The organism is Sphingomonas sp. P4_D12 (genome assembly GCF_056401895.1).
The window spans coordinates 187,832-213,019 of the sequence record NZ_JBFUIL010000002.1; the positions used below are offsets into that span (position 1 = coordinate 187,832).

At 64.6% G+C, this 25,188-nt stretch carries 19 protein-coding genes; 12 read left to right on the forward strand and 7 right to left on the reverse strand.

The window, feature by feature from the left end; all coding sequences use genetic code 11:
- Nucleotides 1-8: 8 nt before the first annotated feature.
- From AC1DSD_RS03525 to AC1DSD_RS03535, 3 genes are read right to left on the reverse strand one after another with little or no spacing between them, the layout of a single operon-like run.
- On the reverse strand, nucleotides 9-806 hold the full coding sequence (locus AC1DSD_RS03525) for an ATP-binding cassette domain-containing protein (protein ID WP_478028543.1): 798 nt from the start codon (nucleotides 804-806) through the stop codon (nucleotides 9-11).
- Nucleotides 803-1,618: an ABC transporter permease gene (locus AC1DSD_RS03530; RefSeq protein ID WP_478028544.1), complete on the reverse strand. Its 816-nt coding sequence runs from the start codon at nucleotides 1,616-1,618 to the stop codon at nucleotides 803-805. The genes AC1DSD_RS03525 and AC1DSD_RS03530 overlap by 4 nt, the downstream gene beginning before the upstream one ends.
- Before the next feature lie 13 nt (nucleotides 1,619-1,631).
- Nucleotides 1,632-2,717 (reverse strand): putative urea ABC transporter substrate-binding protein, encoded by a 1,086-nt coding sequence (locus tag AC1DSD_RS03535; protein ID WP_478028545.1) that lies wholly within the window; start codon nucleotides 2,715-2,717, stop codon nucleotides 1,632-1,634.
- Between the two features lie 236 nt (nucleotides 2,718-2,953).
- Here AC1DSD_RS03535 and AC1DSD_RS03540 point away from each other — a divergent pair, with 236 nt between their 5' ends.
- From AC1DSD_RS03540 to AC1DSD_RS03550, 3 genes are read left to right on the forward strand one after another with little or no spacing between them, the layout of a single operon-like run.
- Nucleotides 2,954-4,513 carry an ATP-binding response regulator gene (locus AC1DSD_RS03540; protein ID WP_478028546.1) on the forward strand — a complete coding sequence of 520 codons (1,560 nt, stop codon included), beginning with the start codon at nucleotides 2,954-2,956 and terminating at the stop codon, nucleotides 4,511-4,513.
- Nucleotides 4,503-5,429 (forward strand): response regulator, encoded by a 927-nt coding sequence (locus AC1DSD_RS03545; protein WP_478028548.1) that lies wholly within the window; start codon nucleotides 4,503-4,505, stop codon nucleotides 5,427-5,429. The genes AC1DSD_RS03540 and AC1DSD_RS03545 overlap by 11 nt, the downstream gene beginning before the upstream one ends.
- Nucleotides 5,430-5,486: 57 nt before the next feature.
- The gene (locus AC1DSD_RS03550; protein ID WP_478028549.1) at nucleotides 5,487-7,022 is read left to right on the forward strand and encodes a tetratricopeptide repeat-containing sulfotransferase family protein; all 1,536 of its coding nucleotides are present in this window, start codon (nucleotides 5,487-5,489) and stop codon (nucleotides 7,020-7,022) included.
- A 66-nt stretch (nucleotides 7,023-7,088) separates the two neighbouring features.
- On the opposite strand, the gene AC1DSD_RS03555 is transcribed toward AC1DSD_RS03550, so the two are convergent.
- Together AC1DSD_RS03555 and AC1DSD_RS03560 are read right to left on the reverse strand one after the other, a co-directional pair.
- Nucleotides 7,089-7,418, reverse strand: a complete 330-nt coding sequence (locus tag AC1DSD_RS03555) for a UrcA family protein (protein WP_478028550.1) — start codon at nucleotides 7,416-7,418, stop codon at nucleotides 7,089-7,091.
- 112 nt (nucleotides 7,419-7,530) lie between these two features.
- A complete protein-coding gene (locus tag AC1DSD_RS03560; RefSeq protein WP_478028552.1) occupies nucleotides 7,531-7,866 on the reverse strand; it encodes a hypothetical protein in 336 nt (111 codons plus the stop codon).
- A gap of 290 nt (nucleotides 7,867-8,156) precedes the next feature.
- Between AC1DSD_RS03560 and AC1DSD_RS03565 the strand changes: the two genes are divergently transcribed.
- From AC1DSD_RS03565 to AC1DSD_RS03575, 3 genes are all read left to right on the forward strand, one after another.
- Entirely contained in the window at nucleotides 8,157-10,592 is a 2,436-nt protein-coding gene (locus AC1DSD_RS03565) for a TonB-dependent receptor (RefSeq protein ID WP_478028553.1), read from the forward strand.
- A 240-nt stretch (nucleotides 10,593-10,832) separates the two neighbouring features.
- Nucleotides 10,833-11,699 carry a sterol desaturase family protein gene (locus AC1DSD_RS03570; RefSeq protein WP_478028554.1) on the forward strand — a complete coding sequence of 289 codons (867 nt, stop codon included), beginning with the start codon at nucleotides 10,833-10,835 and terminating at the stop codon, nucleotides 11,697-11,699.
- Nucleotides 11,700-11,777: 78 nt separating this feature from the next.
- Nucleotides 11,778-12,692, forward strand: a complete 915-nt coding sequence (locus AC1DSD_RS03575; protein WP_478028556.1) for a Vgb family protein — start codon at nucleotides 11,778-11,780, stop codon at nucleotides 12,690-12,692.
- Between the two features lie 523 nt (nucleotides 12,693-13,215).
- Here the strand turns inward: AC1DSD_RS03575 and AC1DSD_RS03580 are convergent.
- Together AC1DSD_RS03580 and AC1DSD_RS03585 are read right to left on the reverse strand one after the other, a co-directional pair.
- Complete coding sequence (locus AC1DSD_RS03580; protein ID WP_478028558.1) at nucleotides 13,216-13,404, reverse strand: hypothetical protein; 189 nt, start codon at nucleotides 13,402-13,404, stop codon at nucleotides 13,216-13,218.
- Nucleotides 13,405-13,577: 173 nt separating this feature from the next.
- The gene (locus AC1DSD_RS03585; RefSeq protein WP_478028559.1) at nucleotides 13,578-15,707 is read right to left on the reverse strand and encodes an AsmA family protein; all 2,130 of its coding nucleotides are present in this window, start codon (nucleotides 15,705-15,707) and stop codon (nucleotides 13,578-13,580) included.
- A gap of 161 nt (nucleotides 15,708-15,868) precedes the next feature.
- On the opposite strand from AC1DSD_RS03585, the gene AC1DSD_RS03590 reads away from it, so the two are divergent.
- The 6 genes from AC1DSD_RS03590 (at nucleotide 15,869) to AC1DSD_RS03615 (ending at nucleotide 25,030) form a co-directional block, all read left to right on the forward strand.
- Nucleotides 15,869-16,603 carry a copper homeostasis protein CutC gene (locus AC1DSD_RS03590; protein ID WP_478028561.1) on the forward strand — a complete coding sequence of 245 codons (735 nt, stop codon included), beginning with the start codon at nucleotides 15,869-15,871 and terminating at the stop codon, nucleotides 16,601-16,603.
- Nucleotides 16,600-17,604, forward strand: a complete 1,005-nt coding sequence (locus tag AC1DSD_RS03595) for a glycosylasparaginase (RefSeq protein WP_478028563.1) — start codon at nucleotides 16,600-16,602, stop codon at nucleotides 17,602-17,604. The genes AC1DSD_RS03590 and AC1DSD_RS03595 overlap by 4 nt, the downstream gene beginning before the upstream one ends.
- 127 nt (nucleotides 17,605-17,731) lie before the next feature.
- A complete protein-coding gene (locus AC1DSD_RS03600) occupies nucleotides 17,732-18,256 on the forward strand; it encodes an RNA polymerase sigma factor (protein ID WP_478028565.1) in 525 nt (174 codons plus the stop codon).
- A 36-nt stretch (nucleotides 18,257-18,292) separates the two neighbouring features.
- Nucleotides 18,293-19,234 carry a FecR family protein gene (locus AC1DSD_RS03605; RefSeq protein ID WP_478028567.1) on the forward strand — a complete coding sequence of 314 codons (942 nt, stop codon included), beginning with the start codon at nucleotides 18,293-18,295 and terminating at the stop codon, nucleotides 19,232-19,234.
- A complete protein-coding gene (locus tag AC1DSD_RS03610) occupies nucleotides 19,231-21,675 on the forward strand; it encodes a TonB-dependent receptor (RefSeq protein WP_478028569.1) in 2,445 nt (814 codons plus the stop codon). The genes AC1DSD_RS03605 and AC1DSD_RS03610 overlap by 4 nt, the downstream gene beginning before the upstream one ends.
- Before the next feature lie 145 nt (nucleotides 21,676-21,820).
- Nucleotides 21,821-25,030: an autotransporter outer membrane beta-barrel domain-containing protein gene (locus AC1DSD_RS03615; RefSeq protein WP_478028571.1), complete on the forward strand. Its 3,210-nt coding sequence runs from the start codon at nucleotides 21,821-21,823 to the stop codon at nucleotides 25,028-25,030.
- Nucleotides 25,031-25,188: the final 158 nt, after the last annotated feature.

Below are 25,188 nucleotides of genomic sequence, written 5' to 3' on the forward strand. Positions count from 1 at the left end.
TCACGGAATTATCCCTCTTCATTATTACTGATTCTGTCAATCGTAATAATTGACACCGATACGTCGGGCGTGTCCAGCGGCAGTTTGTTCGTCAGTGGCAGGTCGTAGACCGCAGTCGCGCCGAAGCGGTGCGGTGCGTGCGGATCGATGCGTCGCTTGTCGAATGCCAGCACGCGTGTGCCCAGTTTGAAGGCCTCGATGATGTCATGCGTCACCATCAGGACGGTGAGCCCATGCTCCTCCCACAGCCGCAGGATGAGCCGGTGCATGTCCTGCCGGATGCCGGGATCGAGCGCGCCGAACGGCTCGTCGAGCAGCAGCACGCGCGGCCGCGCGATCAGTGCCTGGGCGATCGCCAGGCGTTGCTGCATGCCGCCGGAAAGCTGGGACGGATACAGATGGAGCGAATCGCCGAGACCCACTTCGATCAGCATCGCTTCGGCTTCCTCGGCCGCGCGCCGCCGGGCGGCACCGAACAGACGCGCGGTGAACGGCGCCTTGGTGCATTCCCGAGCAAACATCACGTTGCGCAGCGCATTCATGTGCGGGAACACCGAGTAGCGCTGAAAGACCACGCCGCGATCGGGTCCGCATTCGGGGGTGAGTAGCTTCCCGTCGAGCAGGATGTGGCCACGGCTCGGGGATTCCTGGCCCAGCGCAAGGCGCAGGAAACTGCTCTTGCCCGCGCCGGACGGCCCGACGATCGAGACGAAGCAGCGCTCGGCGATGCTGAGAGTCACGCGCTCGAGCACGATCTTGTCGCCATATTCGAGCCAGACATTGTCGAAAGCGAGGAGGTCGCTCATCGCTGATCCTGATGCGCCCAGGCGAAGGCGCGACGGCTCAGTTGCATGAGTGCAATATCCATCGCGATCGCGAGCAGCGAAATCCAGGCGACATAGGGGATGATGACGTCCATCGAAAGGTAGCGACGGACCAGGAAGATCCGGTAGCCGAGCCCGATGTCGGATGCGATCGCCTCGGCCGAGATAAGATAGACCCAGGCCGGCCCCAGCGACAGGCGAAGTCCGGCGATCAGGCGTGGGAGCGCTTGCGGCAGGGCGACACGCAGCGCGAGCTGCCAGCTACTCGCGCCCAGGGTCTGCGCCTTGACCAACTGCTCCTGCGGGAGGGCCGCGACATGGTCGGCGAGGTCGCGGATCAGGAAGGGAGCGACGCCGATCACGATCAGCGCGACCTTCGCCGTCTCGCCGAGCCCGAAGGCGATAAAGAGGACCGGCAGGAGTGCGATTGGCGGGATTACCGCAATGGTCGTGACGAAGGCGCCGAAGGTCGCGCGTGCCGCCGGCAGGACGCCCAGCACCATGCCGACGAGCAGCGCCGAGAGCGCGCAGATGCCGAGCCCGAGACAGAGCCGCTCGAGGCTCGCGGCGGTGTCCGCCCAGAAGATGATCCGACCGCTCAGCGGATCGGCATCGAACAACAGACCGCGCATCGCCTCCGCCATCGCCGCAGGCGTGGGCAGCACCTTGTCCGAGGCATTGGCCGCGTGACGGGTAGCGGACGCAATCAGATAGGCGACCAGGGCCACCAGCAGCGGCAAGGTTCCGAGTAAGACCGCGCTGCGTCGGTTCGGCTTGACGTTCACCCAGCGCATGGCTGCGATCTCTTCAGAGCTTGCCCGCCGCGGCCTGTTCCATATAGCTCGGATCGAAGCGCAGCTTCACGTTGTTCGGATTGCCGAGCGTCTTTCCGCCCGGCAGGCTGATGCCGACAGCGTCGGCCGATTTGGCGCCGGTGCCGAACAGGCCCTTGGCAAAGCTGAAGTCGCGCACCTTGATCATCGTGCTGGCGAGCGCAGGCGATTTGAGGGCGGCCACGGCATTTTGCGGCGTATTGTAGAGATGAGTGGTGACGAGCTGGGCATCGAACGCCTGCGGGGTCGATCCGGCCATCTTTGCCATCTCGGCGCGGGCGGCGGCGCCCGTGGCATCCTTGCGCTGCATTAGGGTGATCGTCTCGTACCAGATGCCGGCCAGTGCCTTGCCGAGATTGGGATTGGCCTTGAGCGTGGCGGTGTCGACCGCCAGCAGGTCGAGGATCTCGGCCGGCACCTGATGCGAATCGAACACCAGTTTCGCGTTCGGGACCTTGGTCAGCTCGGTGAGCTGCGGGTTCCAGGTGACTGCGGCGGTGGCGTTGGGATTGGCGAAGGCGCCGACAATGTCCGCGTCGGACGTGTTCACGGTCTTCACGTCGGAAAGCTGAAGCCCGGCCGTCGAGAGCGCGCGGGCCAGCAGATAATGCGAAACCGACAGTTCGACGAGATAGACGGTGCGGCCCTTGATGTCGGCAATGCTCGATGCATTCTTCAGAACGATTCCGTCATTACCGTCCGAATAATCGCCCAGGATGATCGCACTCGTATCCTTGCCGCCGGCGGCGGGAATGGTGAGCGCGTCCATATTGGTGACGGTGACGCCGTCGAGCTTGCCGGCGTTGAACTGGTTGACCGACTCGACATAGTCGTTGACCTGCACGAAGTCGATTTTGACGCCGTATTTGTCGGCCCACTTCTTCACGATGCCGGCTTTCTGGGCATAGGGCCACGGCATCCAGCCGGCATAGATCGACCAGCCGATCGAAAAGTCATGCCGCGGCGCAGCATCTTTTTGTGCACCGCCACTGCAAGAGGTGGTCAGAAGCATGGCTGCGGTCGCCATCGTCAAAAGCGTTTTTGACATCCAGTTCGCCATGTTCTTCCCCTTGTTTCGCGCCCTGCGCTCGGAAACCGGTGAGCGCATTCTGCAACCGATATTACGTTTGCGCAATCCGGTAATAAAATATATATCGAGTCCATGGGACGTGTCACCTCATTTTGCTATGCTGCAATGCGTCATTTATCCACTATCCCAGAGGGCCTTGCGGGCCGGCCGGCTCTCGATATCCAGTCGAGAGCCCAACGGCGACGGCGCTGGGTATAGGCGGCACGATGACGAACGCGTTCCGAGGGATGATATTGAGTGCGGCGGTGGTCGTCGCCGGTCTGATCGGGACAGTGTTCATCCTGGCGCGCAAGGCGCGCAGCAACGCGCGGCAGGAGCGTCTGCGGCAGACGCAGATTCTGCAGGACGAGATCGCCGCCCATCGGCTGACGCATGACGAACTCGCGCGCGCGAAGGAGGCCGCGGAGGCCGCCAATGCCGCCAAGACCCGCTACCTCGTCGCGGTAAGTCACGAAATCCGTTCGCCGCTCAATGCCATCTATGGCTATGCCCAGTTGCTCGAGCGCGAAGACGGCATCCCGCCAGTTGAAGCAGGCAGCGTAATCCGACGCTCCGCGGAGCATCTCACCAACCTCGTCGAAGGTCTGCTGGACATTTCGCGGATCGAGAGCGGTCTGCTCAAGCTGCGGCAGGATGTCGTTCGCCTGCCCGCGCTGCTCGATCATGTCGTCGACATGTTCCGGATGCAGGCGGCGGCCAAGGGACTTACGCTCGACTATGAAGTCGAAGGCCGGTTGCCGCCGTTCGTCCGCACCGACGAGAAACGGCTGCGGCAGATCCTCATCAACCTGCTGTCCAACGCCATCAAATATACCGACAAGGGCGGCGCGACGCTGACGATTCGGTATCGCAGTCAAATGGCGCAGGTCGATGTCACCGACACCGGCATCGGAATCGCGCCCGAGGATCTCGACAGGATTTTCGAGCCGTTCGAGCGCGGCGGGTCGCTCGACGCGGCGATGCAGCCGGGGATCGGCCTCGGCCTCGCCATTACCCGTGTGCTCGCGAGGATCCTCGGCGGGGAAGTGACGGTGACGAGCGAAGTCGGCCGCGGCAGCAGCTTTCGACTCCAATTATTATTGCCCGAACCGATGGTCGCGCCGACGGGCGCGCCGGCGTATGATCGCGTGACCGGCTATAATGGAGATCGCAAGACGATCCTGGTCATTGACGATAATCCCTCCCAACTCACCGTCGTGCAGCATTTGCTGCGCCCGCTGGACTTCGTCGTCTTCGCGGCGACCGGAGGAGCCGAGGGACTGGCTCTGGCCGAGCGTTGCACGCCGGATCTGGTGTTGCTCGACATCCAGATGCCGGGCTGCAGCGGATGGGACATCGCGGCGCAGTTGCGCGCGACTTTTGGCGAGGCGCTGCGGATCGTCATGGTTTCGGCCAACGCCCATGAATATCGTGCTGGCGGCGATGGCCAGAGCCATCACGACGCCTTCCTGTCCAAACCGGTCGCTCTCGATGCGCTGCTGGATATGATCGGTCGGCAGCTCGGGATCGATTGGATCGCTGCCGGCGACCGCCAGGCCGGGCGCGAGGCGAGTCGATCGATCGGCTCGCTTCCCCCGGCGGCGGAGCCCTATCTCGTGACCCTGCGGCGCCACGTCAAAACTGGCCATGTTCGCGCGATCGAAACGCTCCTGACCGACCTGGAAGCCGAGGTGCCGGACAGCGCCGGGGCGGTTGCCGAGATGCGACGACATCTGGACGATTTCGATCTGCGCGGGCTTGCCCGGAGGCTCGGCAATGGCGACTAGTCCGGGAAGCGGAACGCGCGCGACCATCCTTGTCGTCGACGACACGCCCGAATCGCTGCGCTTTCTGACCGCGACGCTCGAACAGGCCGGCATGACCGTATTGATTGCGGTCGACGGGCTCGCCGCGCTTGAGCTGCTCGAACATGTCACGCCCGATCTGGTGCTGATGGATGCCGTAATGCCCGGTCTGGATGGCTTCAAGACCACGCGCCGGATCAAGGCGGACAGCCGTTTCCATCATTTGCCGGTGATCTTCATGACCGGGCTGACCGAGACCGAGCATGTCGTGCACGGGCTGGAGGCGGGCGGGGTCGACTATGTCCACAAGCCGATCGTGGTCGACGAATTGCTGGCGCGCGTATCGGTGCACCTGGCCAATGCCCGCGTCGCACAGGGCAGCCAGCTCGCGCTCGACACCGCCGGGCGACCGTCCTTCGCGATCGACGATGCCGGCGCGATCATCTGGCTGACGCCATTGGCCACCGCCATGATCGAACGGTTGTTCGCCGGCTGGGCGCCGCGCGACGGCCGGTTGCCGGAACAGCTTGCCGCGACGGTCAGGCATCTCCAGCAAGCCGACGTGCCGCCCGGGGCCCAGGCATCGTTCAAGATCGATGAGACGACGGTGGAATGCACGTTCCTGCGCCAGAGCAGCGCCGACCAATGGCTGTTCCGGCTGACCGAGCGGCGCGAAGGGGACGCCGAGCGCCTGCTTGCCGAGCGTCATGGCCTGACGTCGCGCGAGGCAGAGGTTCTGGTCTGGATCAGCCGCGGCAAGCAGAATCGCGAGATCAGCGAAATCCTGCACATCAGCCCGCGTACCGTGAACAAGCATCTGGAGCAGGTCTTCGAGAAAATGGGTGTCGAGAATCGTGCTTCCGCCACCGCGATCGCGGTCAGCACGCTGTCGCAATAGGTCATGACCGGAGCGCCGCAGAGGATGGGAGAACCCCTGAGCGCTGCGGGGCGTGCCATGCTCGAGCGTGGTGATTTCGCCGGCGCGCGCCGCCTGGCGGCGGTCCGCCTGGCCGATCCATCCGGTCAGGCGGAAGCCTATTTCCTGCTCGGCATCGCCGATGCCGAGACCGGTCGGGTGCAGGATGGCATTCGGCAGATCGAACAGGCGGTCGCGATCGCGCCGCACGGTGAATATCGCGCCCAGCTCGCGCGTCTCTATGCGCTGGTCCGCCGTGATGGCGATGCCGCGGCCACGCTTCGCGCGGCCGAGGCGGCGCCTCCCGCGGATGCCCTCGGGCGCGACACAATGGCGTGCGTCTACGCGCGCCTGGGCGATCACCATGCGGCGCTTCCGCATTTCGTCGCCGCGGTCGATCTCGCGCCGGAAAACGACCAGTTCCGGTACAATCACGCGGCCACGCTAAGCTTCCTCGGCCGGACCGACGAAGCCGAAGCGGTGCTCGAACTGATCCTCGGCCGCGCGCCGCACGACGCGAGGGCCCATCATCTGTTGGCCGGGCTGCGGAAACAGACTCCCGCCCGCAACCATGTCGAGCGGCTTCGCACCGCGCATGGTCGCTCCCCGCCGGGACGCGATCGTCTGCTGACGGGCTATGCGCTGGTCAAGGAGCTCGAGGATATCGGTCGCGCGGAAGAAGCGCTCGAACACCTTGTGGCGATCAACACCGCGCATCGCGCCGCGCTCGCTTATGATTTCGCGAGCGACGCCGCGATCTTCGATGCGGTCGAAACGGCGTGGCCGCGTGTCATGCGGGCGCCGGCCGGGGAGGGCGCTACCGACGCGCCGATCCTCGTGATCGGCATGCCTCGCACCGGCACGACGCTGGTCGATCGCATCCTTGCATCGCATCCCGGGGTCGAGAGCGTCGGCGAACTTCAGGCCATGCCGCTCGCCGTCAAGGCGGCGTCGCGAACGCGCAGCCGCATCGTTCTCGACCCCGAGACGATCCTGGCGGCGGCGGTAGGGGACACGGGCGCGATCGGCCGCGACTATCTGGCCCGCGCGGCCCATCATCGGCGGATGCCGGCGCGGCGCTTCGTCGACAAATTCCCGGGCAATTTCTTCTATGCGGGGATTGCCGCCCGCGCGTTGCCGAACGCGGCGATCGTCTGCCTGCGGCGGAACCCGATGGACACCGTGCTGGCCAACTTCCGAAATTTGTTCGCGATCGGATCGCGTTACTATGACTATAGTTACGATCTTCTCGACATCGCCGCCTATTATGCACGGTTCGATCGACTGATGGCGTTCTGGCGCGAGGCTTTGCCGGGCCGCATCCTCGAACTCAGCTACGAAGCGCTGGTCGAGGATCAGGAAGGCGAGACTCGCCGGCTATTGGCCCATTGCGGGCTGGACTGGTCCGACGATTGCCTGAATTTTCACGCCCATTCCGGCGCGGTATCGACGCCGAGCGCGGCGCAGGTCCGTCGTCCGATCTATCGGGATTCGGTGGCGCGGTGGCGGCAACATGCTGCCGCGCTGGCGCCCGCGCGCGCCTGGCTGGAGGCGCAAGGTATCGCGATCGACTGATCCGTTCGCCGGCGATCGGGCCGGCGCCTGCCACCAGGCGCCGCACCCGATTTGGCCGGGATTGCCTCAGCGCATCGCCAGCTGATCTGCCTTGGCGTTGCCGGCGACCGCCGTCGCGGTGGTGATGCGCGAGCGCATGTCGGCGATCACGTCGGCATGGCAGGCACGCGCCTGGGCGCCGAGGGCGAGATGGATCGAGCTCATCCCCTCGCCGCAAACGGTGTTTGCCACCTTATCCATCCGGATCGCGAGACGCTGCTGGCCTTCGACGCTGGTGAGATCGAGCCCACGCAAGTCGAGCACTGCGCTATCCGCCGAAAAGGGATTGTCACGGGGGGCGGCGAACGCTGGTGCGGCCACCATGAGCGCGGCGAGCGCCGCTATGCCGATCTTCATCATCATCTCCTGCGTCTGTTCTGCCCGGCGCTCTTCGGCGATCAGGTGTCGGTCAATTAGTGTTGGCCGACAGTTATTGCAAGTATAATGACGAGTATTACTGAATAGAAGATCAGTATGCGCTCACGATCAACGTGGCGAGTTCGATCCGCTTGCCGAGCGCACCCGGTGGCGGCGTGACGACTTCGGTGCTTTCGTCGCCGGTCCGTGCGTCGGCCAAGGTCACCATCAGCGTGCCGTCATGGGCGCTTGCCCAGTCGCGCGCCGTCGCCAGCGGCATTGTCGCGCGCCAGGAGCGGTTGCCCTCGACCACCAGGGGATGGCCTGAGACCCGGATCGCCACCGCCGTATGGGGGCGACGGCCAGAGATGCGAAGGCAGGTCGCATCGCCGCAATGGACCAGGCGAGCCTTTGGTGCGGCGATTGCGGTCCCCGGAGTCGCACTCATGGCGAGGCCCAGAATGAAGCAGAGGGGCCTCGATACGGGCCTTGATGCGGGCCGAGCCCGAGCGGGAGCAACCATCACGCCCGGATACGGTCTCTTGCTGCGCCGCAACATGGGCAGTTTGACGTAGGGCGTACACCTTGCGGATTGGCTTACGTCAAACACCCCATGTCACAGGACTGTTATTATCGTTTAGCTGATTCGTAATACGCGAAGACTCGGAGAAGTCGACGCACAGAGAGGGTGTGAGAGGAGGCGCTCGGGATCACATAAAACCCAAAGGGGGGTAGAAGATGGGACGACTTTCTCGCACGGGTTTGCTTTGCGCAACCGCGCTCGTGAGCGTTGCGGGCACGCCTGCGCTGGCGCAGGAAGCGCCCGCATCGGGGCAGGATGCTTCCTCCGATTCCGCTACTACCACTCCGAACGAGATCGTGGTGACGGGCAGCCGCCGGCGGACCACACTCCAGGATGCCCCGATCAACATCAGCGCGGTATCCGGCGCGACAATCGAGAACCAGCGGCTCGACGACATTCGCGCGCTCGGCAACTTCACACCTGGCGTCACGATAGCGGATACCGGCCCGGCCTCGACGGGCCAGATCATCCTGCGTGGCATTTCGTCCGGCGACACCAGCGTCGATGGCGCCAATTCCAACAATGCGGTCGGCGTCTATCTCGGCGAGGTTCCGCTCTATCTGGACTTCAAGCTGATCGACATCAGCCGGGTGGAAGTCCTGCAAGGGCCGCAAGGCACGCTCTATGGCCTCGGCACGCTCGCGGGCGCGGTGCGCTACATCCCCAATCGTCCCGATACGGATCGCTTCTCGGTCGACCTGCATGGCCGCGGCTATGCCGAATCGCATTCGGATGATTTCGGCGGCAGCGGCGATATCGCCGTCAACGTCCCGATCCTGAAGGACCATGTCGCGTTCCGGACCTCGACCGGTTATTACAGCAATGCCGGCTTTATCGATTACAATTATCTGCTGCAGCAACCGGGCGTCTCCGATCCCCAGCCGGTCCGTGCGTCGGGCGGATCGACCGGTTCCCTTGGTGGCACGGCGGACTATGCGGCCAATTTCAAGCGCGCCGAAGACGTGAACTATGAGCGCACGTTCACCACGCGCAACCAACTGCTGCTCGAATATAATCCCAACATCAGGGCCTATTTCACCTATGCCCATCAGAGCACCAAGACCGGCGGGCGCCAGGCCAATGGCGCCGGTGTGCTCGGAACGGGGAAATATGAGGGCCCCTGGCGCTATCTCGAGCCGTTCGTGCGCAAGTCGGACCTCTTCTCGGCCGAGGTCTACATCAATCTCTTCAATGTCGCGCAGCTTGTCAGCACGACAGCCTATACGAAGCAGCACATCCGCAACACGGACGACAATACCGACCTCCTGCTCGATCTGAACTACGGTTACGAAGCATTCCCGCAGTTTTCCTCCTACGCGAACAACGAACGGGAATATAAGCAGTTCGATCAGGAAGTGCGGCTCGTCTCGACCCATGGCGGCCCGATAAACTGGGTCATCGGTGGGTTCTACAACCGCCTGGAATTTGAGTCCCACCGGCACGAATACACGCCCGGTTTCGCGCAATGGTCCGGATATTGGGGCGTCAATCGTCCAGACAATCTCGAGTATATCTCGCAGGTGAACAGCAAGGACGTCGAGAAGGCGGTTTATGGCGAGCTCACGCTGCACGTGACCAAGAAGTGGCAAGTGACAGGCGGGATTCGCTACTTCAAATATGATTCGGATGTCGCCGGCGGGTCGGCCTTGCCGCTTCTCGGCAGCGGCGTTGATCCTTATCCTTCGACGACGATCCTCCCGAAGCGGATCCGAACCGGATCGACTGGCAAGGACGGCATCGTCTGGAAGGCGAACACCTCGTACAAGTTCAGCGACGATCTGCTGGCCTATTTCACTTATTCGACCGGCTATCGCATCGGCGGCGTCAACCGGGTGGTGCCCTGCATCCTGCCGCTGCCGCCAGGCCAGAATCTATGCGCTTTGCCCAATGAGCTGGTCTATGGGCCGGACAAGACGCGCAACATCGAGCTCGGCGTGCGCGCCAGCCTGTTCGATAAGCGGCTCCAGCTGACGCTCGATGGCTATCGTATCGACTGGAAAGGTGTGCAGGTGCCGAGCCAGACGGTGAACGGCGCGATCGGGATCACGGTGAATGGCGCCAACGCCATCTCCCAGGGCTTCGATGTCCAGGGCGCGCTCAAGATCACCCCGAACCTCAACCTGATCGCCACTTATTCCTATGTCGATGCGCACCTGACCGAAGACGTCTCTGGGCTCGTGGTCAGCCAAGGCGTCCGCTACGACGCCTTCTCGGGTGACAGGCTGCCAGGATCGGCCAAGAATTCGGGCAGCGCCCAGCTTACCTACACCTATCCGCTCGGCGACGGGCGCAAGGTCGAGGCGACCTGGGCCACCATCTATCGCGGCGATATCTATTCGCGCGTCGGGCTTCGCGGCAACGGCGAGAAAATCCCGAGCTACGTCACTCATAGCCTGACGGTGAATTACATCAGCAAGCGCTTCGAGGTGGGTCTGTTCGCGGACAATATCTTCGACAAATATGCGGTGACCGCGATCAGCAATGACGTCTCGTCCTACAATCAGGTCCGCACCGATGTGGTCGAGCGCTATTACGCCCTCGGCGTGCTGACGCCCCGTCGCGTCGGCGTCGATTTGCGTATTCATTATTGAGCGAGAGGGGCCAGACCGTGCCTCTCCACAGCAAGCCGACGGCGCCGGTAAGGACCAGGCTGGCGCCGTCGCCGCAGGCGCGAGCCTACGTCATTCGGCCACCTGCGGCGTCGAGGCCATCATCTTACCGTGCGGGCATGCAGGGCAGGCATGGCTGATCGTGAACCCTTGCGGGCCATCGGACCGGATGCCCGCGAGACCCGAAGACCTCCTTTCGCCGACCTACCGGAGCGAAGAGCTATGAAGAAGATCCTGTTCAGCTACGTGCAACCAGCGATGGTCGTGGCGATCGTGCTTTTCTGGATGCTCGGACCTAAAGCCTGGATCGCAAACGCCTGGGCGCTCACCATCGCCACGTCCCTCACAACATTGCTGGTGCTGGGGCTTGAGTGGATCAATGAACGGCATGCCAGCTGGCGGTTGACGAAGAAGGAGTTCTTCACCGACCTTTTCTACATGGTCCTGGGCGCGACCGCGATATCCTGGGCTACCACCAAGCTCGCCGAGGAGCCGCTAAAGGCCGCCAAGCATTCACTGGGCATTACGACGCAATGGGCCATGCATCTGCCCTTTGTCGTCCAGGTCGCGCTGGTCATCTTCCTGATCGAATTCGGCCAATATTGGATGCATCGGCTGATGCACAATTACGGGCCCTTCTGGCTGACGCATGCGCCGCACCATCACATCACCCAGCTGAATGCCATGAAGGGCGCGGTCGGCAATCCCATCGAGCTCTTCCTGATCAGCCTCAGCGTGGTGGCGCTGTTCGACCTGCCATTGGCTGCCGAACTCTGCGCCTTCAACGTCCTCTCCGTGGTGTCGACGTTTGCGCATGCCAATACGCGCTGTGATCCGCCGCGATGGTATGGCTACTTCTTCACGACGATCAAGAACCACAGCCTGCACCATTCGGTGGCCTATGAGGATACGCGCTGCAATTATGCGAACTCGCTGATCCTGATCGATCGCGTGTTCCGCACCTATCGCCACGGCGAATCCGAACTGGTCGGCCAGGACGACCGTCGGCGCCTGTCGATCGTGGAGCAGATGATCTTCCCGTTCCGGCCGCTGATCGACAAGATCAAGGCGAAACGGAATTACGCTTAGGCTGCCGTCCGTTCCTGTTTGATATCGATCGAGAGGCGTTTCTTCGTGATCCTGCATGCATGTTTGAACAGGGGCCGAATGGTCATGGCGATCATGGGAGGTCTTGCGCTGGCGTCCGCCTCCGCCGCTTTCGCCCAGGAGGAGCGGGTGCTCACCGTTCCCGGGTTCGCCGATTTCCTGGCGGTGGACGGCTCGTCGGTTTGGGCCACCAACAAGGGCCGGGTCGAGCGTTGGTCGAAGAAGCGCAAGCGCGCCGAAGTCGCCATGGAACACCCCTGTGGCGCGATGGCGGTCGCGTTCGGCTCCTTGTGGGTCGCTGACTGTCAGGACCGCACTCTCAACCGGATCGACCTCAAGACGGCCGAGAAATCGGCCGTGATCGCGACCGGTATCGCCAATCCCAAGGGCGAACTGAACGTCGTGGCCGGGGCCGGATCGATCTGGGTAGCGAGCGACGACAAGGGCGTCATCGTCCGCGTCGACCCGGCCAGCAACAAGGTGACGGCCTCGATCCCGGTCGATCCCGGCACCTATTATCTGGCATTCGGGCTCGGATCTTTATGGGGCGTGAGCGCCGACCAGCAGAGCCTCCAGAAGATCGACCCGCAGACCAATGCTGTCGTCCACCGAACCGTGCTGGGCCGGGAGCCCGGCTTCCTCGTCGCGGGCGAGGGCGCGGTCTGGGTTCAGGAACAGGGGGACGGGACATTGGCCCGGATCGACCCCGAAACCGGCGATGTCTCCGGTCGCGTCAAGGTCGACGAGACCCTGAAATATGGAGATATCGACGCGGGCGGCGGCAAGATCTGGCTGCGCACGACCGCCGGCCAGACGTTCGTGGTGATCGATCCCGTAACGCTGACCATTCGCGCGCGGGTCGGAAAGGAAACCGGCAGCGGCGCCCTGCGATATACGCGGAAGGGCGTGTGGACGACGTCGCATGATGTTCACACGCTGTCCTGGTGGAAGAAGCCTGACCGTATCGGGAACTGACGCTCGAGCGATTACCCTGCAAATGATAGAATCTCAAAAAATGCAGGGCATCTTGAAAGGTGCCGTGGTCGCGTTTTCACGGCGGTGCGTCCCTCTCCCTCGCTGACAGATTGGATCGGGATAAGGAAAAGGTGTTGGCCGCGAACCCGCAGGTCGACTGCGATCGGCTGTGGCGGGAGTGGCGCGGAAGGCTGACGAAAGATGTCGCACGCTAGGACGCGATATTGAGAGCGAGCGGCATCGATACGGGATTCTATCGCTGGTTTGACGAAATGGCTGGCTTGCCGGCTTCCAGCCAGAGCCCCGATTGCGCGGCGAATCCGGAGGCGGAGGCGATCGTCTTTTCCGAAGACTTCCTTCTGAAAAGAGGGGGGTCGGTCGATTACAACGGAGGACCTCGATCTGCGGCGCACCTCCACCGCATCAACGAACAACCAGGCTGGGTGAAACGCTCCTGCTTCTGGCAGTAATATTGTGTCATCGGCCCAGCCGGTCGATGGGAGCTCGTCGACGGTCGTTTGCGTCACCACGCCCGTGGCGGAGATCCCACGCGAGCAGCGACCGCGGCCTCGATCTCGTTCAATTGCGCTTGCGACAAGACGCCGGCCAGTAGCAGCGCGCGCATCAATTCGTCGGCCAGCGCGGCCAGGAAATGCACCTCGGCACGCTCTGCATGCGTGTCTTCGCCATCCGCGTTCACGTCGCCATTCATGCGTCTCTCCTCCAGCACAGCTTCCACGCATGCGTGAACGATCGACCCGTCAAATTCGACGCAAAGGGGTAAAGTCGCGGCGGTCGCGACCGTCGACTGGCGGTCTGCGGCGGCGTCCGGAAAGGCCGCGCACCGCCTCGAGTCTCTTTCTATCGGCGCCGGTGTGCTCGCATTCAGAAGATCCCGAGAAACTTCTTCTTTTGTTTCTTGCGATCCGCGGCCGACTCTTTGCCGCTCTCCGATTTGGCGGTGGTGCCGTTGCCGACGTCGTCGCGCGGCTTGCCCTTCGTGGTCCGCATCGCCTGGGCGTGAGCGCCGGCCAGGATCGGTCCGCACGCGGCGCTTTTCGCGTCGCCGACGTCGATAAAAGCGAGAATGGCGGCGAGGGGACTCGCGACGGCGCCCAATCCCACGCCTCCACCAGCGCGAGCGAGCAATTCCGGGCTGACCACCTGTATGCTCGGCTTGGCGAAATAGCCGTTGAGCCCGACCGGCGACTGAGCCGAGAACAAGGAGAATTGCTTGCCGTCGGCGCGAAAGGCGAGGTCGAGGCTCTCATTCTTGAAGCTCAGCCCGCCACGGCCGAGGATGACATTCTTCTTCGTGTCGATGATGATCGGGTCGGCGGCGGCAACCCCATCGCGCACGGTGAACGCGATCAGCCCGCAATTGATCTGCACCGGCTCTTTCAGTTTATGCTCGAACATCTTCTGGATGAACGTGCCGATGTCGAGTTCCGACAGCTGGGCGTTGCGCGTCCAGAAGCTGCCACTTGGCATGATGAATGCGACACGACCACTCGCGGTGGCGAGCGAATCGTGGATCGTGTCGCCGCGCCCCTTCAATTGGATACGGCCCTTTATCGTACCGCTCGTGCCCGACTCGTCGACACCATAACCGGCGAGCAGTCGGCCCATCGGTGTGGGCGACAGACGAATGTCGTAAGTGTCGAGCGCCGGCCGCGATCGCGTATCGAAAATCAGGTCCGAAGCGACGTTGCCCCGCGCCATCGCGAAGCTCAACGGCGACAGCGCCAGCCGTCCGCGATCGAGTGCCAGCGTCAGGTCGACATGGGAGATCGGCACGTTGCGCGACTTGATATCCTGGATCGTCCAGCGCAGCCCGGCGTCGAAACGCTGCAACCCCGTGACCGGCAGCGCGGCGTCGGGCAGCACGCGTTGCGGCGCGGCCCCGGTTGCGGCGGCAGCGGCGACCGCGCCCTTGGTTGCGACGATATCGGGATTGTAGCCGATGAAGGGAGCGGCATCGACGATGTCGAGCTCGCGCGTGGCCAATACCGAATCGAGCCGCAGCCGTTCGTCATTGACGATCGTCAGCCGCCCGGCGAGGTCGCTGTCGCCGAACCGGCCGGCCATGTGCGTGAAGCGATATTCAGAACCGTCCTTCACCAGCTGCGCGCGCAACGCATAATCGCGAGTATTGGGCAGCACCACGCCGATAATGCCGAGCAGCTCGGCCAAGTTGCGGCCCCGCGCCCGAGTGCGCAATGGCACGTCCTCGATGTCGGTCGCCGACGGCAGCGTCCCCGCCACGTCGATTACATTGCCCGCGGCCCAGGCACGCGCGACCAGCTTGTTCTCGCCGCGATCGAGCGTCGCGTCGGGTGACCTCATTTGCGCGACAAGACGAAACGGCGTGTCGCGAATTTGTCCGGTCCCGTGCAGCTCGACCGCCTTTCCGATCTGCTTGTTGGTGGCGGCAATCGGATCGATCCCCAGGTCGGCGAGCAGCCGCATCCGCGGATCGACATACCGCACCTTCGTGCCCACCACCGTCGCGAGATCGATCCGCGGCAGTTCGAACGGCTTGCCGCCCGTGTCGGCAAACGTCCAGGTGTTGGCGGTGTGCCCGGTATTCCATTCGAGGTCGGCCGAACCGCCGGTCAGGTCGAGCCGGTAGATGCGGCGCTTGCCGAAGATCAGGCTCAACGGCGAAACACGCATATCGATCTTTTGCGCCTGAAACAGATTGGGCTTGGTCGCCCATTTCGGATTGGCGATGCTCAACCCTTCCGCGTAGAATTTGATTTTCATCGGCGCGAAATAGAGCTGGAAGTCGCCTTCTATTTTTACGGCGCGACCCGCCATGCGGGTCGTGACGCTCTCGAACGGCTGTTTCAAAAATCGACCCTTGGTGATGAACAGGACCAACCAGATAATGAAGAGCGTCGCGAGCACGCCGACCAGGAGGTTGCGAATGGTCCGCCAGGTCCGACTGCCAAAAAAGCCCACCACCGGCTTTGCGTCGGTCACGTCCTTGGAAGCAGCCACGGTCGTATCCATCGCCGGCTGAATCGCGCGAACGCACTGAAAGGTTCACTCGCTGTCGCACTGCTCGCTCGCTAAGAGGCGGTCGAATGTCTCTTTCGCCAGCACCACGTCACAAGGCGCGCGCGCGTGCGCCACGCTGGCAAGATGCGGTGAAGCCGCTTAGGAATGAGTCTGTGAGCGCTATCCTGGAAATCTGTGTCGATGATGCGGCCGGGGTCGATGCAGCGGTCGCCGGTGGTGCGGATCGCATCGAGCTTTGCTCGGCACTCGAACTGGGCGGCCTGACGCCGTCCGCCGCCCTGCTCGATCACGCGTTGGGGACTGGCTGTCCGATCCACATGATGATTCGTCCGCGCGCGGGCGGCTTCGTTTATAGCGACGACGATGTGGCATTGATGGTCGAGGAGATCGGCCGGGCGGTCGCCGGCGGCGCGGCCGGTGTTGTCGTCGGTGCGTTGCGTCCCGACGGCGAGCTCGACCGAGAAGCGCTGGAGCGTTTTCGTGACGCCGCTTGGGATGCGACGATCGTCCTGCACCGCGCGATCGATCTTGTCCCCGATCCCGTTGCGGCTGTGAGCGAGGCGATCGCGCTAGGTTATGATAAGATCCTGAGTTCGGGCGGCGCGCCGACCGCGGTCGAAGGCATGACGACGCTTGCGGCGATGGTCGCGGCAGCCGGGGAGCGGCTATCGATCGTCGCGGGATCGGGCGTCACGCCCGACACGGTCGCGCGGATCATCGCCGGCACCGGCGTGCGCGAAGTCCATGGATCGGCGAGTCGTCCTGGTGCCGAACCCGATGCCGCCACGTTGCGGCTCGGCTTTGCAACGGGGGCGCGACGTGCGACCGATCAGTCCATCGTGCAACGGTTGCGCACAATGCTAGCGGAAAAAGGGAGTAGTGCATGAACGACGGCATTTCACGGCGCGGGGCATTGGCAATCGGCGCGGCCGCGGTGTTCACGGCGGCCACGGCTGAAGCGGCCGAGACCGATCCGGTCGCCGTCCTCTCTACCTGGGATTTTGGCAAGGCAGCGAATGAGGCCGCGCTCGCGCGCCTCAAGGCCGGTGGTTCGGTGCTCGACGCGGTCGAGGCCGGGGCCAAGGTGCCCGAGGCCGATCCGACCAATCATTCGGTCGGTTATGGCGGCTATCCCGATCGTGACGGCCATGTGACGCTTGACGCGATCATCATGGACGATCGCGGCGGCGTCGGCGCGGTCGCCGCACTGGAGGACATCGTCCATGCCATCTCGGTCGCGCGGCTGGTGATGGAAAAAACCCCGCACACTTTGCTGGTGGGAGAGGGGGCGACCCGTTTCGCGCTCGACCAGGGAATGAAGCGCACCAATCTGCTCACGCCCGAGGCCGAGAAAGGCTGGCGCGAATGGCTCAAGACCGCGAATTACCGGCCGATCGCCAATATCGAGAACCGCCTGCCGGGACCACCGGGATCGAAGCTCAACCACGACACGATCGGGATCATGGCGCGCGGTCTGGACGGCGCGATGGCCGCGGCCTGCACGACATCGGGGATGGCATTCAAGATGCGCGGGCGGGTCGGGGATTCGCCCCAAGCGGGATGCGGGCTGTTTCTCGAAAAGGGAGTAGGCGCGGCTGCGTCTACGGGAGTGGGCGAGGAAGTGACGCGGATCGCCGGAACCGCCCGGGTCGTCGCCTCGATGCGCGCAGGCCTGTCGCCCCAGGCGGCGTGCGAGGAAGCGGTCAAGCACATCGCGCAGCTGCGCGGCGATGCGATCAAGGGGCTGCAGGTCGGTTTTCTCGCGCTGGGCCAAGATGGCCGGGTCGGCGCTTATGCCCTGCTTCCGGGATTCACCTATGCGGTGACGCGGCATTCGGGCGCAAGCGAGGTGCTGCCCTCGGCCAGCCTGTTCAGCCAAGCCCCATAACAACCGGCTTCGCGATCCGGATTGGCGCGTCTGCCGGCTGCCATCACCCGCAATGGGGCTGGATAAGCGGCGCCGCACGCCGTACTGGGCGTCGCCTCCCTTTCGGGTTCATGCCTTTTCGCCGCTTATGGACGACGTTCCTCCCTCCGGCCTTCAGGCCGTCATCCTCGCGAACAGGGAGAAGCTGTTGCGATTCCTGATTGCGCGCGGCGCGGGGGACTCGGCCGAGGATGTGCTTCAGGACCTCTACGTGCGCGTTGCGACCGCGGATGCTGGACCAGTCGCCCAGCCTTTGTCCTATCTCTACCGCGCGGCTAACAATTTGATGGTCGATCGCTTCCGCTCGCGGCGCCAGACCGAACGGCGCGAACAGGATTGGAGCGAGGCCGCGGGGCCGACCCAGCCCGACCGCTCCGACGCGCCGCCGCCAGACCGTAGCCTGGTCGCGCGCGAGACGCTGGCCGGCGTACAGGCGGTGCTGGACGGATTAGGCGTACGCACCGCGACGATCTTTCGCCGTCACCGCATCGACGGCGTCCAGCAACGCGACATTGCGCGCGAATTGGGGGTCAGTCTGAGCACCGTGGAGGCCGATCTCAGGCGCGCCTATCGCGCCTTGCTCGACTATCGGAGGTCGATCGATGAGGTTTGACCCGACCGAGTCCGTCTTCGCTAATAGGAGGCGGACATGACCGACTGGACGCGCGAGATGGAGGAGGAAGCCATCGCCTGGCTGATCCGCCAGCGCGATCCCTCGTTCGATGACTGGGAAACGTTCGAGGCATGGCTTGCCGCGGACGCTGCGCATGCGCGCGCTTATGCCGAAACCGCCGCCGCCGACTGCGACCTGGATGCTCTATTGACCGGGGTGGATTGGCCGGCCGAGGCCGAGCCGGATCTCAACGAGCCGATCGCTCCGTCACGTCGTCGCTGGCTGAGCGGCGCAATGGCGGCCTCGGTCGCACTCGCGGTCGCTGCCGGATCCTGGCTCGCCTGGCCGTCGCGCGATCTCTATTCGGTGCAGACCGCGGCAGGCGAACGCCGCACATTGGTGCTCGCGGACACCAAGCTGGAGCTCAATGGCGAGACCAGGATCCAGCTCGACCGCAAGGACCAGCGGTTCGCGCGGATGGAACACGGGCAGGCGCTGTTCACGGTCAAGCACGATCCCGTGCGTCCGTTCCGGCTCGAGACTGCCGACGCGACCTTGGTCGACGCCGGAACGACATTCGAGGTGACCACCGGCGGCGGGGCGCTCGATCTCGCCGTGAGCGAAGGCATGGTGGTAGTGGATCCGGGCAAGGCCGGTATCGACGTGCCCGCCGGCCAGCGCTTCACGCTCGCCAAGGGTCAGCGCACTGGGCGTCTGAGTACGGTGAAGCCAGCCGATGTCGGCGCGTGGCGCGGCGGCCAACTCTTCTATGACGGCGCGCCGCTGTCGCGCGTTGCTGCCGACCTGCAGCGCAATCTCGGCGTGCCGGTCAGCGTCAGCGACGCCGCCGCCGCGCGGCCGTTCCGTGGCGTCGTGCGGCTCGACGGTGGCGTCGAGGCGACCATGGCGCGGCTTGGTATCCTTCTCGGTGCGAATGTGCACCGTTCAGGCAAAGGGTGGGTGATCGCCGGACCATGAGGGGTTTCGCCGGCCCCGCGGCGTTGGCGGGGCTCTGTCTGATCGTATCGCCGGCCGAGGCGAAGGATCAGGCGATCGACATTCCCGCTGGGACGCTCGGCCAAGCGATCGCGGCACTCGGTGCGCAGGCGCGCGTCAGCATCGTCGTGGCGGTGAACGATCCCGGCTTGCTTCGACGGCCCGTGCCTGCGGTGCGCGGCACGATGGGCGCCGGCCGCGCGCTTCAGCTGTTGCTGAAGGGGACGTCGGCTCGGGCGGTATCGCCGGCGCCCGGAGTCTGGCGGATCGTCCCGGCGCCGCCGCCCAGGGCAAAGCCGATCGCTCGCGCCATCGCCGTCAAGCGTCCGACGTCGCCGGCACCCGCGCCGCAGCCGCAAGCGGGGGACGACATCGTCGTCACGGCGAGCAAGCGCGACACGCGGCTGCAGAGCTTCCCCGGCGCGGTTACCGTGATCGGCGGCCTCGATTTGGGTCGCGACTCCGACAACGGCACCGATGCCATCATCTCGCGCGTCGCTACCGTGTCGTCGACCTATCTCGGCGCCGGTCGCAACAAGCTGTTCATCCGCGGCATCGCCGATTCGAGCTTCACCGGACCGACCCAGGCAACCGTCGGCCAATATTTCGGTGACGTGCGCCTGACCTACAATGCACCCGATCCCGATCTCAGGCTTTACGACGTCGGCTCGGTCGAAGTGCTCGAGGGGCCGCAAGGAACGCTGTACGGCGCCGGATCGCTCGGCGGCATCATCCGCATCGTCCGCAACACGCCCGATCTCACGACGATAGGCGGGTCGCTGACCGGCGGCGTGTCGGCGACCTGGCACGGCGCGCCCGGGGGCGATCTCGCCGGCGTGCTCAACCTGCCGATCGCCGAGGATGCGCTGGGCATTCGCGTGCTTGGCTATGGCGTTAGCGAGGGCGGTTATATCGATAACCCGCTGCTCGGAAAGAAGGACATCAACCGCTCCAACATCTTTGGCGGGCGCGCGACGCTGCGCGGCAAGGTCGGCGGCTGGACGATCGATCTGGGCGGCACGTTCCAGAAGACGCGCAACCTCGACAGTCAATATGCCGATCGCGACGCGCCGCCACTCACCCGCAACAGCCGGCTACCCCAAGGCAGCGACGCGACCTATGCGCTGGGCGAGCTGGTCGCGAGCCGCCGCTTCGACAGTGGCCTGCTGTTCGTCTCGTCGCTTGGCGTTGCGCGGCAGCGGCTGGACGAGCGCTACGACGCCACCGAGCCCAACGGGCCCGAGCGCCTGTTCAAGCAGAACAACCATACCGACCTGTTCTCGTTCGAAAACCGCCTGTCGCGGCCGATGACCGATGGCCTGGGCTGGGTCTTCGGGATGAGCGTCGTGCGCAACACGACCAAGCTCAGCCGCGCCATGGGGGATCCCGACATGCCGTTGCCCGCGACCGGGGTGGTCAATCGCATCACTGAGGCGACCGGTTATGGCGAAGTCTCGGTTGAGCTGCTGCCCAAGCTCACGCTGACCGGGGGCGGCCGTTACAGCCATGTCTGGCTGACGGGCGAGGGCGCCGACGTCGTACCGCTGATCGCGCGGCTCAACGCCGACGTGACCGCCGAACGCGAGGAAAGCGCATTCCTGCCGTCGCTTGCGCTGTCGGCGACGCCGATCGATCGGCTGACGCTCTATGCCCGATATCAGGAGAGTTTCCGACCTGGCGGGCTGGCGATCGAGGGCGACTTCGTCCGGCGGTTCCGGAATGATCGCGCCGCGACGTTCGAGTTCGGCATGCGGCATGGCGTGCCCGGCATCGACCCGATCGGCGTCTCGCTCAGCGTGTCGCGGACCTTGTGGCACAACATCCAGGCGGACTTCATCGATGGGCGCGGATTGCCGAGCACGGCCAATATCGGCGACGGGCGGATCTGGACGGTATCGGCATCGGCCGATTGGCGCCCGGCGCCCGGGTTGAGCCTGGAGGCCGGCGTCTCGCTTAACGACAGCAAGGTGGTCAATCCCAGCCCGTTCTTCCTCAGCTTCGTCATTCCCGGCCCGAACAGCGAGCCGGCGACGTCGCACATCGTCAATGCGGTCGCCGCCGACGCCGTGACCTATGGTCGCGTCCCCAACATCGCCAATGTGGTCGCGCGCGGGGCGGTGAAATACGAATTCGCGGTGTCGGATACGGCGCAGATCTCGCTGGCAGCGTCGGCGCGATATACCGGCCACTCGCGGCTGGGCGTGGGCCCGATCCTGGGGGCGGAACAGGGCGACTATCTCGACACGCGGATCTCTGCGCGATTGTCGTTCGAGCGTTTCGCGCTGACCGCCAGCGTGACCAACCTGACCGATGAGGTCGGCAATCGTTTTGCGTTGGGCACGCCGTTCGCGGTGCCCAGCGAGCAGCAGATCACGCCGCTACGACCGCGCACAATTCGGATCGGGTTCGACGCAGCATTTTAGCGGCTGCGTCTCGCCGCGAAACGTGCGGCGGGCCTCGCATTCCCAAAAATTTACGATGGGGTTCAAGGTTGCGCCGCGTCTGCGCCGTCATCGCCTTTGAACGGGTGCCGCCCTCCCCAACGGGCATCCGAAAAAGGGACTTCAGATGCGCGTATTGCTTGCTTCGACTTGCCTGACCCCCGTTATCCTGTTCGCCGCCACTCCCGCCGCGGCGCAAAGCTCGATCTCCACCGCGATCACCACGCCGGTGAAGACATCGACCGCGAACAATGGCGCGCCGTCCGATGTCAGCATCACTTCGGCGGGATCGGTGACGGTCACCAGCGGCACGGCGGTGACGATCGACAGCAATAACGGCGTCAGCAATGCCGGCACGATCCAGATCACCAATGCGGACAATGCGACCGGCATCGGCGCCGCGGCCGGCGTGACCGGCTCGATCAACAATACCGGCAAGATCATTGTCGACGAGACCTATACGCCGACCGATACCGACAATGACGGCGACCTCGACGGCCCGTTCGCCTCCGGCACCGGGCGCGCCGGCATCCGCACCGCCGGCGCCTTCACCGGCGCGATCACCAACGCCAAGGGCTCGACGATCACTGTCGAGGGCAACAATTCCTACGGCATCGTGCTCGGCGGCGCGCTCAACGGTAATTTGTCGACCGATGGCACGATCGCGGTCACCGGCAACAATTCGGCTGGCGTCAAGACCGGCGACATCAACGGCAATGCGCGCATCGCCGGCACGATCACCGCGCAAGGCGGTGGGTCGAGCGCTGTGCTGATCAACGGCAATGTCTCGGGCGCGCTGACCTTGCAGGGCGCGATTTCCAGCACGGGCTATCGCTACACGACGGTGCCGAGCGACCCGAGCAAGCTCGACGCCGACGATCTGCTCCAGGGTGGCCCCGCGGTGTCGATCACCGGCAATGTCGGCGGCGGTGTCGTCCTCGCCGTCGCGCCGACGACCAGCACCACCGATCCCGATACCGACAAGGACGGCATCCCCGACGCCGACGAAGGCTCGGCGGCGATCACCTCCTACGGATCGGCTGCCGCGCTTCAGGTTGGCGCGGCCGGCAATGCGGTCACTTTGGGTCCCGTCGCCAACACTGCCGGCTACGGTCTCATCATCAATGGCACGGCGAGCGGCAACGGGCTTTATGCCGGCGTGAACGCCAATGGCGTCGTGATCGGCGGGCTGGGCGGAGCGGTCACCGTCACCAACGGCATGCAAGTCACCGGCACGGTCGCGGCGACCGCCAATGCGGCGAACGCGACGGCGCTGCGTATCGGTGCTGGCGCGACGGTCCCGACCATCGTCAATTCGGGCAAGATCACCGCTAGCGGCGCGTCCACTGCTGGCCAGCTGTCGCAGGCCGTGGTGGTCGATGCCGGCGCCACTGTGACCTCGATCCGCAATACCGGTACGATCTCGGCGGTTGCAGGAACCGCCGCCGGCGCGACAGCGATCATCGACAAATCGGGCAGCGTGACCTCGGTCGAAAATGGCGGCGCGATCACCGCGAGCGGTGCTGACACGACATCGACCCGCAATGTCGCGATCGACCTTAGCGCCAATACGAGCGGTGCGACGGTCAAGCAGATCGTCGTCGCCAGCGGCGCCGCGCCATCGATCGCCGGCGATGTCCGCTTCGGCAGCGGCAACGATACGCTCGATCTGGGCGACGGCTCGCTTGCCGGCAATGTAACGTTCGGGGCTGGCAACAACCTGCTCACCATGTCGGGCGACGCCACGATGGCCGGCAACGCCACGTTCGGTGCCGGCAACGACGCGATGACCCTGGCCGGTACGGCAGCCTATACCGGGGCGGTCGACTTTGGCGGCGGGTCGGACACGCTGACCATCGGCGGCACTTCGACCTTCGCCGGCACGCTTGCCAATGCCTCGGGCCTGGCGGTCACGGTCAATGGCGGCAAGTTCACCAACACTGGCACGACGCCGGTGTCGATCGGATCGCTGGCGGTGACCGGCGGCGGCACGTTGGGCGTCACGGTCAACACCACGACCAACACCGCCACGCAGTACAATGTCGCCGGCACGGCCAGCTTCGACGCCAATTCGAAACTCGCGATCAAGCTGACCGGCCTCGTCACCGGGACCGGGCATTACACTATCCTGACCGCCGGGACGGTCACCGGTGCGAGCAACCTGACGACCTCGGCAGTCTCGCTGCCTTATATGTACAAGACCAGCATCGCGACCGGCGGCCCCGCCAACCAGATCGCGATCGACATCGCCGCCAAGACGGCGAGCGAACTTGGCCTCAACCGTTCAGGGTCGGCTGCTTATGGCGCGATCTATGCCGCGTTGAGCCAGGATACCAAGGTCGCCAATTCCTTCCTCAACATCACCGACGGTACCGCGTTCCAGACTGCGATCCGCCAGATGCTGCCCGATCATGCCGGCGGCACTTTCGCGGCGGTCAGCGCTGGATCGCGCGCGATCGGCCGGATGCTGACCGATGGCGGCGCGCCGTATGTCGACAAGGGGCATTGGGGATATTGGCTTGAGGAAGTCGCCTATGGCGGGTCGAAGAGCTTCCTCAACACGGCCTCGTACGACATCAACGGCTGGGGCACGTCCGGCGGCGCCGAATACAAGACCAAGCTCGGCAATTTCGGCCTGTCGCTCGCCTATCTGCACGGCAACGATAACGACAATGGCACCGATAATACGGTGTCGTCAGACCAGTACGAAGTCGCCGCCTATTGGCGCGGCGAGTGGAGTGGCCTGCGTCCGTTCGCCCGCGTGTCCGCGGCGCGCGTCAATTTCGCCAGCGAGCGCAGCTTCAGCGGCAATGACGGCACCAGCACGGCGGTTGCGCTCAGCAACAGCTCGAAATGGAACGGCAAGATGCTCTCGGCTACCGGCGGCGCGTCCTATGAAGGCGCGGTCGGGCATTTGACCTTCCGTCCGATCCTGTCGGTCGACTATTACCGGCTGGAAGAAGACGCCCATACCGAGACCGGCGGCGGCAAGGCGTTCGACTTGTCGATCGCCAAGCGCACCAGCGACGAATTCGCCGCCAACGCGACGATGGCGGTCGGTCTCACCTTCGGCTCGACCGAGGATGGCTGGTTCCACACCGAGATCGAAGGTGGCCGCCGCCAGATCCTCGGCGGCGAATTGGGCGCGACCACCGCGAACTTCGCGGGCGGGCAGGCCTTCACCTTGATCCCCGATAAGCGCACCGATGGCTGGGTCGGCCGCTTCCGCGCGTCGGGCGGTTCGCCCGGCTTCCGCATCGGCGGCGAAGTGGGTGCCGAGGAGCAACAGAGCCGCGCCGCGATCTCGCTGCGCGCGACGCTCCAGATCGGGCTCTAGTTTCGGTTGCGGTGCCGGCCCGCTCCCCCACCCGGCCGCCCATAGAATACCCTGTTGGGCGGCCGGGTGGGGGAGCGGGCGGAGCAGCCCAAGGTTCAGGCGATGCGCAGCATCGTCGGAATGGCTGCGGAGGGCGGCACCGTTCCCGTTTCAGCTTG